Origin of the sequence: Alloalcanivorax sp. (assembly GCF_964221125.1) — a bacterium.
GTDB lineage: Bacteria > Pseudomonadota > Gammaproteobacteria > Pseudomonadales > Alcanivoracaceae > Alloalcanivorax > Alloalcanivorax venustensis.
The window spans coordinates 1-7571 of the sequence record NZ_CAXPXK010000117.1; the positions used below are offsets into that span (position 1 = coordinate 1).

The window sequence follows — 7571 nt, forward strand, 5'->3', positions numbered from 1 at the left end:
CTTGTGTGAGCGGGCCCAGCCCGCGAAAGGGTGGCTTTCAGCCACCCGGCAGGATCCCAGAGACCTTCTTAAAGGCAGCCCCAACAGCCTCTCTGGCATCCTGCCGGCCGGCTTTTCCGGCCTTTCGCTTGCAAGGCAAGCTCCCACAACACTAGTCCACCGACAGCGCGTCGAGCAGCAGCAGGCTGTTGGCTTTCACGGCGGTGGTGATGGCTAGGCGCGGGTTGATGATCTCGAACTTGGGGTTGTGGTTCATCGGCGGCAGTTCACCGGTCGCCATGTATTTCTTCATCACGTCCGGGGCGCCGCCGCCCACTTCCATGAACAGGGTCTGGGTGTCCTCGATGCCGGCCACCAGCATGGGGAAATCCTCGGAGCCCATCACCGGCGGGAAGCCGGGCATCAGCGCTTCTTTGCCGAGGCCGGCGGCCAGGGTTTGCTGGGCCTGTTCGGCCAGGGCCTCGTCGTTGTAGACCGGTTCGGAGTACCCCTTGAGGGTGTATTCCGGCATTTTGTCGTCGGCGACACCGGCGGCCCGGGCGATGCCGTTGGTTTCCCGTTTGATGGCGTCGAGCATCTGCTGGCGCACCGGCTTTTCGTACCAGCGCAGGTTGAGCTTGAGGGTGCCGTTGTCCGGGATCACGTTGTTGGCTTCGCCGATCTGGCTGGCGCCGACGGTGAGCACCGCCGGTTTCTGCGGATCCACGTTGCGGCTGACGATGGTCTGGTAGGCCATCACCGAGCGCGCGCCGATTACCACCGGGTCGATGGTGTTCTGCGGCGAGGAGCCGTGGCCGCCGACGCCGTGCAGGGTGACGTCGAGCTGGTCGCTGCCGGCCATGCGGCGTCCGGCGCGCACCGCCACGGTGCCGGCGGGCCACACCGGGAACACATGGGCGCTGATCAGCAATTCCGGCTTGGGCACCCGGTCGTAGAGGCCGTCGTCGACCATCGCCTGAGCGCCCTCGAGCAGTTCTTCCGCCGGCTGGGCGATCAGCACCAGGGTGCCGGACCAGGCGTCGCGGGTCTCTCGCATCACTTCGGCGATGCCCAGCAGCCAGCTGACGTGGGCGTCGTGACCGCAGGCGTGGGCAACGTGAGCTTTGCCGCCGTCGTCCAGGGTCACCTGCTTGCGGCTGGCGTAATCCAGGCCGGTGTCTTCCTTCACCGGCAGGCCGTCCATGTCGCTGCGGAACATCACCACCGGGCCGTCGCCGTTTTTCAGCACCGCCGCCACGCCGGTGCCGCCGATGCCGGTGTGCACCTGGTAGCCCAGTTTCTTGAGGAGTTTGCTCACCAGTTTGGCGGTTTCGGTTTCCTGGAAGCCCAGTTCCGGGTTGGCGTGCAGGTGCTTGAAGGTGGCTTCCAGGCGGTCGCCCTGGGCTTCGGCCAGTTGGTTGACACGTTGGGTGGTGTCGGCCAGGGCGGGGGTTGTCGCGGCGGTTAGTGCCAGGACCGCTGCAAGGGCAGCGCGGTGTAGGTTTTTTAGCATTTTTGTTGTCTCCCGATGGGTCGTTATTGTTTGGGTTGAGAGTCGCTGTTGGCGAGGTCTCTGGGATCCTGCCGGGAGCTTCGCTCCCTTTCGCGGGCTGGGCCCGCTCGCACAGGCCGCCCACACATGGCTACCGGGAGCCCGCGAGGGCGCGGCGGTAGCCGAGCCAAGCCATGGCGCCGGCGAGGGTGTTGCCGAGGGCGGCGCCGATCGCCAGGCCGGTGAGGCCGCCCAGCCAGGCACCCAGGGACAGCAGCGGCAGGTAGCAGGCGAACAGGCGCAGGAAGGAGATGGTCATGGCGCGCACCGGCCAGCCCAGGGCGTTGCTGGCGGACACCACCAGCATACACACGCCCAGCAGGCCGTAGCTGGGCGGCAGGAAGCGGATCAGCACGGTGAGGTGGTCACGCACGGCGCCGTCTTCCACCAGCAGGCCGGCCCGGGGCGCGGCCAGCGCCGCCAGCACCAGCCCCAGGCCCAGCTGCCAGAACACCACCATGCGCGCGGCGGTGGCCATCACCCGCTCCACTTCCTGCCAGCGGCCGCCGCCGTAGCAGCGCCCCAGCCAGGGCGGCAGGGCCATGGTCATGCCCAGCACCAGCACGATGGAGAAGCTTTCCAGGCGGCTGGTGAGGCCCCAGGCGGCCACCGCGGATTCGCCCAGCCGCGCCACCAGGCCGGTGGCGAGCATCGCCGCCAGCGGCGGCATCAGCTGGCTGATCATGGCCGGGCCGGCGATGGCGGCGAACGGGCCGGCGGACTCGCGCACTTCGCGCAGCACGTCGTCGCGCTCCAGCCAGCCGCGCCCGCGCAGCGCCAGGGCGGTGATCAGGCCGCCGGTGGAGAACGCCGCCAGGGACGCCCAGGCGGCGCCCTCCAGGCCCAGCGCCGGCACCGGCCCCAGGCCGAAGATCAGAATCGGGTCGAGCACCAGGTTGACCAGGCTGGTGACCATCATCATGGTGCCGGGGAAGCGGGTGTTGCCGTGGGCGCGGAACAGGCTGTAGCCGAAGTAGGCCATCGCCCCCACCCAGGAGGCGCACAGCTGCACGGTCCAGAACGGCCGGATCACCTCGCGCAGGCGGTCGCTGGCGCCGAGCAGCGCGAACGCCGGGTCCTGCACCGCCCACAGCAGCAGGGCCAGCGCCGCCATCACCGTGCCGCCGCCGGTGAGCACCAGCACGCCCAGGCGCCCGGCGCGCTCCTCCTGGCCGGCGCCGATGGCGCGGGAGATCAGCGCGGCGATGGCGATGCCCATGCCCACCTGGATGCCGATGGTGAGAAACACCAGCGGGAAGGTGAACGACTGGGCCGCCAGGGGCTCGGTGCCGAGGCGCGCCACGAACACGCTGTCGACCAGGTTGAAGCCCAGCAGCGACAGTACGCCCAGCGTCATCGGCCAGGTTTGCTGCCAGATCCGGCGCGACAGGCCGGTTTTCTCGTCGTCGGTCATTCGGGCGTTTCCTGGACATCGCCGGGCGCCCTTCCCTTGGCGCGCTCATAGGTGACGATGGCCGCGCCGATGCTGCCCAACAGCATGCCCACCGAACCGATAATGAACAGCCACACCCCGGCCGGTTTCAGCGACTCCCACAGGAAGAACACGCTGCCGACCACGAAGGTGGTGTTGCCCAGCAGCCCCATGGCCAGATGAAACCACTGGTATTGGTGCACGAAGGCCCGGGTGAGCGCCCAGGTGGAGTGGGCGCGCCGGGCGCTTCGGCGAACGCTTTGCGTTTTGCTCATGCGGTTGTTCCTCGTTGCCAAGGGACGGCGGAGCGGGAGACTAACACAACGCCGCTACGACCCGGTTTCCCGCCGCTAGAAGGGCTGCAGCCGGGCCGCCAGGGCGCCGCCGCCGTCACGGCCGCGCTCCACCAGCTCAAGAAATTCGTCGCCCAGGCGGCGGCTCTCGTCGATGGCCCGGTGCCAGTACCGCTCGCGGCCTTCGTCGTCGCCCAGATCGGTTTTGCAATCGGTGCGGTCGGGCAGCTTGCCGTGGGGCAGCCGCGCCAGGTAATCGGCGGACGGCGCCACCAGCAGGGTGCGCGCCAGCCGCCCGGCGTCGCCGTTGCGCCAGCGCAGCGGCTTGTCGAACCAGCCCGGGATCACCCGGTTGGTGAAGTGCGGGTACAGCACCAGGTCGTCGTCGGTGCGGTAGGGCAGATCCAGGTGGTAATCGAGCAGGCCGCCGTCGCGGTAGACGCCGGCCGGGCCGCCGGGCAGATCGCGCACCCCTTCCAGCACCATGGGAATGGCGGCGCTGGCCAGCAGCGCGGCGCGCAGGTTCTCGCCGCTCAGGCCGATGTGATGGGTGGCGAAATCATTGAGGTCCGACAACGGCAGCGGCGCCTCGCCGGGGTACACCAGGCCGCGCTCCATGAACACGCCCAGGGCGCGGCGGCTGAGCAGGTTGCCGCCGATCACGCCGGCCAGCCCCAGGCCGAGCCCCAGGCGGCCTTCGCCGCTGATCGCGCGGCGGCTGCGGATCACCACCACCACCAGTCGGTAGTCCGGGTTATCGAGCACCGCCGGGGCGCTATCGCCGAGCAGTTCATCAAGCATCAGGGCGCAGCGGCGGGTGACTTCGCGGGGTGTGATGCCTTTGGGGAAGCGTTGAGCGCTGTACAGCTCCGCCAGCCGGCGCAGGCGGGCGGCGGCGTCCTCGCCGTCGGTGGCGCCGGCCACGGCGGCGAACCGCCAGCTGCCGATGGAGGCGCCGATCAGCGTGCGCGGGCGCCGCGCTTCGGGCAGGAACCGCCCGAAAATGGCCTGGTCCAGGCCGCTGATGCCCACGGCCTTGGGACCGCCGGCGGCGCCGGGCACCACGCTGATATCCTCGGCGCGCAGGCCGTGTTCAAGAAGGTGTTGCCGGGCCTGGGCCCCAGCGCGCAGAACCAGAGCCGGTTCGCGGGTGTGAATGGCAGGCAAAACAGTCCCCCCGGACTAACCCGGTCCCGGTCAGTTCCGTTCCTGCGGATGGCAATAGATCACCAGTTCATCTTCCGCTTCGCCCTCGCTGAGAGGCGGATTCAGCGGGTCGTCCACTGCCAGGATCACGTCATAGGTACGCGAACCACTTAACGAGCAATCCATCTGCGCCAGCTGCTCCTCCGGGTTTCTCACACCGGCGCGGGCGACCACTATATTCAGAGAGGAGGAGTCCGTGGTCTGATATTCGGTGGCCTGCCCCAAGCGCAGGTCGGTGGCGAAATAATTACCGTTGGTGCCCTCGGAAGTGTAACGAAGATCAAAACCGATGGCATCGATATCCTGGGGATCCACCGTGTTGATCACCCTGAATCGGGCGCCAGAGCTGACTTCGCTCGGATCCTGCTGAAAGACTGCAATCTGAGTGGAACTGAAACTCGTATCGCCGTAAGACACCGCCGTGTAATTACTGTTATTGGCCAACTCCAGGCGGGTTCGGAACAATCGGCCACCGCTCGCGTTCAAGCCTTCCAATGAAACACTGTTGTCATCATCCTCGTCGGTATCGTCGATACGGACTCGCAGTTCGGGGCCTTCATCTTCCCGGGAATAACCGACGCCAGACACACTATCACTGTCGTCGCCTTCCAGGGTCACGTCCGCCCTCAGCGTGCTCTGATCGGCGGCACCGTTACTAGTGATCTGATTGTAATAAAACACCGAGGCATCGGAGCGCAGTGACCCCAGGCCGCCATCTTCGTCATCGCCACAACTGCTCGCCACGGCGGCCGCCACCACGATGGGCATGAAATAGACCAGATTCATGATTGTCTCCCGGGATTACGTCCCTGTTTTTTCATCGTCTTGCTCATTAGGACCGGTATCTCCAACCGCCGGTTCCACGTTGAATTCCTGGATGAAGATTTGCCAGAAGGCGACGAACAGGCCCGCCAGCAGCGGCCCCAGCGCGAAACCGGTGATGCCGAACAGCGCCAGCCCTCCCAGAGTGGAGAACAGCACCAGATAATCCGGCAGCTTGGTGTCGCGGCCGACCAGAATCGGCCGCAGGATATTGTCCACCAGACCGATCACGATGGCGCCGAAGGCGGTCAGAATCACCGCGTCGACAATCTCGCCCACCGCATACAGATACAACGCCACCGGCACCCAGATCAAGCTGGCGCCCACCGCCGGGATCAGCGACAGCACCGCCATCACCACGCCCCAGAGCACCGCCGCCGGAATCCCCAGGAACCAGAATATCAGGCCGCCCAGGGCGCCCTGAATGGCGGCCACCACCAGGTTGCCCTTGATGGTGGCGCGGGTGATTTCAGCGAACTTGTTGAACAGCATGCGCTCGCGGTCGTCGCCCAGGGGCAGGGCGCGGATCAGCATCTGGATCAGCTTGTTGCCGTCGCGGAGCAGGAAGAAGGTCAGATAGAGCATCAGACCCAGATCGATAAAGAAGCGGAAGGTGTTCTGCCCCACCGCCAGGGCCCGTTTGCCGAGGAACTGGCCGGCGCTTTTCAGGCCGGCCATCACCTGATCGCCCAGGTTGGAGAAATCCACGCCGAACCGTTCCAGCCAGTGGTACGCCAACGGGAAACCTTCCCGGAAGGTGGCGATGTACTCGCTCGGGTCGAGCCGGCCTTCCTGGAGCTTCTGGTATACGGACAGCCCCTCGGTGATGAACGACGCCGCCACCAGCAGCACCGGAATCACCACCATCACGGTGCACACCAGCAAGGTGACCAGCGCCATCAGGGTAGGGCGGTTGGGCCATTTGGCCAGCAAACGCTGCTGCATGGGGTAGAAAATCACCGCCACCGCGCAGGCCCAGAAAATGGGCGCGTAGAACGGCTTGAGCAACACGAAGAAGCCCAGCGTGACCAGCACCAGCAGCGCCAGAAAGGAGTTCTGCTGTAACGGGGGGCGATGCATGTGTGACTCCTGTCAGCCGCCGGGCACCAGGGTGGACACCAGGTAGCCGGTATAACCCAGATAAATGGACAGCAAAATGGCGCCCTCAATGCGATTGATGCGCCCCGTGCCGACCCCGCGGAACCCGTAGCCCATCAGGAACAGCAACACGGTAAGCACCGTCATCACCACCCAGTCCCGGTAGAAGACCGCGGGCTCCGCCGGCACCGGCGTGATCGCACCGGCGATGCCCACCACCGCCAGGGTATTGAACAGGTTCGAGCCTAGCACATTGCCCAGCGCCAGATCGTGCTCGTTCTTGCGTACCGCCGCCAACGCCGAGGCCAGCTCCGGCAGGGAGGTACCCACCGCCACCACGGTCAGGCCGATGACCAGATCACTGACACCCAGGCCCTCGGCGATGCTCACCGCGCCCCACACCAGCACGCGCGAGCTGGCCACCAGCAGCACCAGCCCGAACAGCAGCCAGAACACCGCGCGGCCCAGCGGCATGGGTTGTTCGGCGGCGGCGTTCACGTCGCCGACGATGGGGTCGCCCTTGCCGGTCATGCCCTGGTACACGGACCAGCCCATCAGCAGGAAGAACACCGCCAGCAGCACCACGGCGTCCATATGGCTGACCTGACCGTCGTAAAGCTGGTAGCCGGCCAGCAGCATCACCACCGCCAGCACCGGCAGCTCGCGGCGCAGCACAGAGGAGTGCACGGAGATCGGGCTGAGCAACGCCACCACACCCAGGATCAGCGCGATATTGGTGATGTTGGAGCCGTAGGCGTTGCCCAGGGCGAGGCCCGGGTTACCGTCCGCGGAGGCCAGCGCCGAGACCACCATCTCCGGCGCGGAGGTGCCGAAGCCGATCACCAGCATGCCGATCAGCAGCGTGGGCATGCCCGCGTGCCGGGCGGTGGCCGAGGCGCCATCCACGAAACGGTCGGCGCTCCATACCAGAACCACAAGACCGGCGATCACCGCCCCCAGAGCAAGCCACATAGTCAGACACCTTCGTTATTGAAAACCAAAAACCAACCACACCGGCCCGGCGCTCAGGGTCGGCGGTAGAGTTGGGCACGTACGTCGCCGCCGTCCTTCTCGCGCAGGCGCTCCCAGGATTCGGGCACCGCCGGCGCCGCGTCGTGACGGCGCGATTCTACATAAATCCGCGCATCGGGTTTCAGCAGCCCGAGCGCCTCCAGCGCCTCGCAGGCCG

General features: G+C 66.7%; 8 protein-coding genes. All 8 read right to left on the minus strand.

The window, feature by feature from the left end; translation table 11 throughout:
• Positions 1-151: 151 nt before the first annotated feature.
• The 8 genes from ACEQZD_RS13780 to ACEQZD_RS13815 all read right to left on the minus strand — a co-directional run bounded on the left by ACEQZD_RS13780 (position 152) and on the right by ACEQZD_RS13815 (position 7557).
• Positions 152-1492: an amidohydrolase gene (locus tag ACEQZD_RS13780; RefSeq protein ID WP_370186162.1), complete on the minus strand. Its 1341-nt coding sequence runs from the start codon at positions 1490-1492 to the stop codon at positions 152-154.
• Positions 1493-1622: 130 nt separating this feature from the next.
• Positions 1623-2945: an MATE family efflux transporter gene (locus ACEQZD_RS13785; protein WP_370186164.1), complete on the minus strand. Its 1323-nt coding sequence runs from the start codon at positions 2943-2945 to the stop codon at positions 1623-1625.
• Positions 2942-3238, minus strand: a complete 297-nt coding sequence (locus ACEQZD_RS13790) for a YrhK family protein (RefSeq protein WP_370186166.1) — start codon at positions 3236-3238, stop codon at positions 2942-2944. The genes ACEQZD_RS13785 and ACEQZD_RS13790 overlap by 4 nt, the downstream gene beginning before the upstream one ends.
• Before the next feature lie 75 nt (positions 3239-3313).
• Positions 3314-4423, minus strand: coding sequence for a patatin-like phospholipase family protein (locus ACEQZD_RS13795; protein ID WP_370186168.1), 1110 nt, complete (start codon positions 4421-4423; stop codon positions 3314-3316).
• Positions 4424-4453: 30 nt separating this feature from the next.
• Positions 4454-5248, minus strand: coding sequence for a hypothetical protein (locus tag ACEQZD_RS13800; RefSeq protein ID WP_370186169.1), 795 nt, complete (start codon positions 5246-5248; stop codon positions 4454-4456).
• 15 nt (positions 5249-5263) lie between these two features.
• Positions 5264-6364, minus strand: coding sequence for an AI-2E family transporter (locus tag ACEQZD_RS13805; RefSeq protein WP_370186171.1), 1101 nt, complete (start codon positions 6362-6364; stop codon positions 5264-5266).
• Between the two features lie 12 nt (positions 6365-6376).
• Positions 6377-7354 carry a calcium/sodium antiporter gene (locus ACEQZD_RS13810; RefSeq protein ID WP_348321209.1) on the minus strand — a complete coding sequence of 326 codons (978 nt, stop codon included), beginning with the start codon at positions 7352-7354 and terminating at the stop codon, positions 6377-6379.
• A 53-nt stretch (positions 7355-7407) separates the two neighbouring features.
• On the minus strand, positions 7408-7557 hold the full coding sequence (locus tag ACEQZD_RS13815; RefSeq protein WP_370186173.1) for a hypothetical protein: 150 nt from the start codon (positions 7555-7557) through the stop codon (positions 7408-7410).
• Between the last annotated feature and the right edge of the window lie 14 nt (positions 7558-7571).